Raw genomic sequence first — 1555 nt, 5'->3', positions numbered from 1 at the left:
TGTGCTCCCGCCGCGCGGCCCGCCTCCCACGCGCACAAACATCTTGTAGTTATCGGGGGGTACCGGCCCCGGGCGGGTCCGCGGCAGGTGCCGACCGTTGGTCGGCACATCGTCTACCCGCCCACGGTTGGTGGGCACGCCGATCCCATCGGAGCGATCCCATGCAGGCCCTCCCCGAATACAGCGGTGGTTGCCAGTGCGGCGCGATCCGCTTCCACGTGGTCGGTGCGCTGACCCACAGCTCGATCTGCCATTGCCGGATGTGCCAGAAGGCCTTCGGCGCCTATTACGCCCCCTTGGTCTCGGTCCGTGGCAGCGACTTCCGCTGGACCCGCGGCGAGCCCCGGCGTTTCCCATCCTCCACTATGGTCCAGCGCGGCTTCTGCGCTGACTGCGGCACCCCGTTGACCTACGAAGCCCCGGATGGCGTAGCGATCGCGGCCGGCGCCTTCGATGAACCGGCCCGCCTGCCGCCGACGATCCAGTACGGGATCGAGGCCAAGCTCCCGTTCGTGGATGCCCTTGGGTCGCTCAGCGCGCTGCGCAGCGAAGAGGACGCCGAGGCCGGCGACTTCCTGTTGCATATCGTCTCCCACCAGCACCCGGACCACGACACCGCGGATTGGCCGCCGGGCTGAAGGCGGGCTGTGAACGCCCCCCGTGAACGCCCGGCAGGGCAGGGTGGGCCTTGATGCTCTACCATTACCAACCCCTTTACCGGTCCCGCCCCCCGCAATGAGCAAGCAAAGCCAGTGGATCGTCGGCGTCAACGCCGTCGCCTCTTCGATCGAGAATGATGCCGAGAACGTCCGCGAGGTCCTCATCGAGGCCGGTGCGAAGAACCCGCGTCTGACCGAGATCGAGGAAAACGCACGCCGCAAGGGCATCGACGTGCGCAAGGTGAACACCCAGGCGCTGGACGGTGTGGGCGGTTCGGTGCGTCACCAGGGCGTGGCGGCGCGCTACCAGGCCGCACGGACCTGGGGCGAGAACGAGCTGGAAGGGCTGGTGGAAGCGGCCGAGGGCAAGGCCCTGCTGCTGATCCTCGATGAGGTCCAGGACCCGCACAACCTCGGCGCCTGCCTGCGCAGCGCGGCGGCGGCCGGTGCCACGGCGGTGATCATTCCCAAGGACAAGTCGGCCTCGGTCAATGCGACCGTACGCAAGACCTCGGCCGGCGCAGCCGACCGTATCCCGGTGGTGCAGGTGACCAACCTCTCGCGCTGCCTGAAGGACCTGCAGAAGCTGGGCGTGTGGATCTACGGCCTGGCCGGTGAAGCCACCGAGTCGCTGTATGCGATCGACCTGAAGGGCAACGTGGCGCTGGTGCTGGGCGGCGAAGCCGACGGCCTGCGCCGGCTGACCCGCGAAAACTGCGATGGCCTGGTCAAGATTCCGATGCCAGGCGATATCGAGAGCCTGAACGTCTCCGTCGCCACCGGCGTGAGCCTGTTCGAAGCGGTGCGTCAGCGCGGGCTGTAAGCCCGCCCGCGCGAGGGGGTAGAGCCGACCGTTGGTCGGCTGCTCCAGGCGGCGAACGGCAGCCGACCAACGG

At 68.4% G+C, this 1555-nt stretch carries 2 protein-coding genes; both read left to right on the top strand.

The genetic code is table 11. From position 1 onward, the window contains the following. The first annotated feature begins 161 nt into the window (after window positions 1-161). Window positions 162-638 (top strand): GFA family protein, encoded by a 477-nt coding sequence (locus ABE571_RS18780; RefSeq protein WP_313217742.1) that lies wholly within the window; start codon window positions 162-164, stop codon window positions 636-638. A 97-nt stretch (window positions 639-735) separates the two neighbouring features. Next, complete coding sequence (gene rlmB / locus ABE571_RS18775; protein ID WP_019184367.1) at window positions 736-1482, top strand: 23S rRNA (guanosine(2251)-2'-O)-methyltransferase RlmB; 747 nt, start codon at window positions 736-738, stop codon at window positions 1480-1482. The last annotated feature ends 73 nt before the right edge of the window (window positions 1483-1555 follow it).

It is taken from the genome of Stenotrophomonas sp. TWI273 (genome assembly GCF_039674765.1).
Taxonomy (GTDB): Bacteria; Pseudomonadota; Gammaproteobacteria; order Xanthomonadales; family Xanthomonadaceae; genus Stenotrophomonas.
The sequence above is the reverse complement of the archived record's forward strand: the minus strand, read 5'-3'. Positions and strand labels throughout refer to the sequence as shown.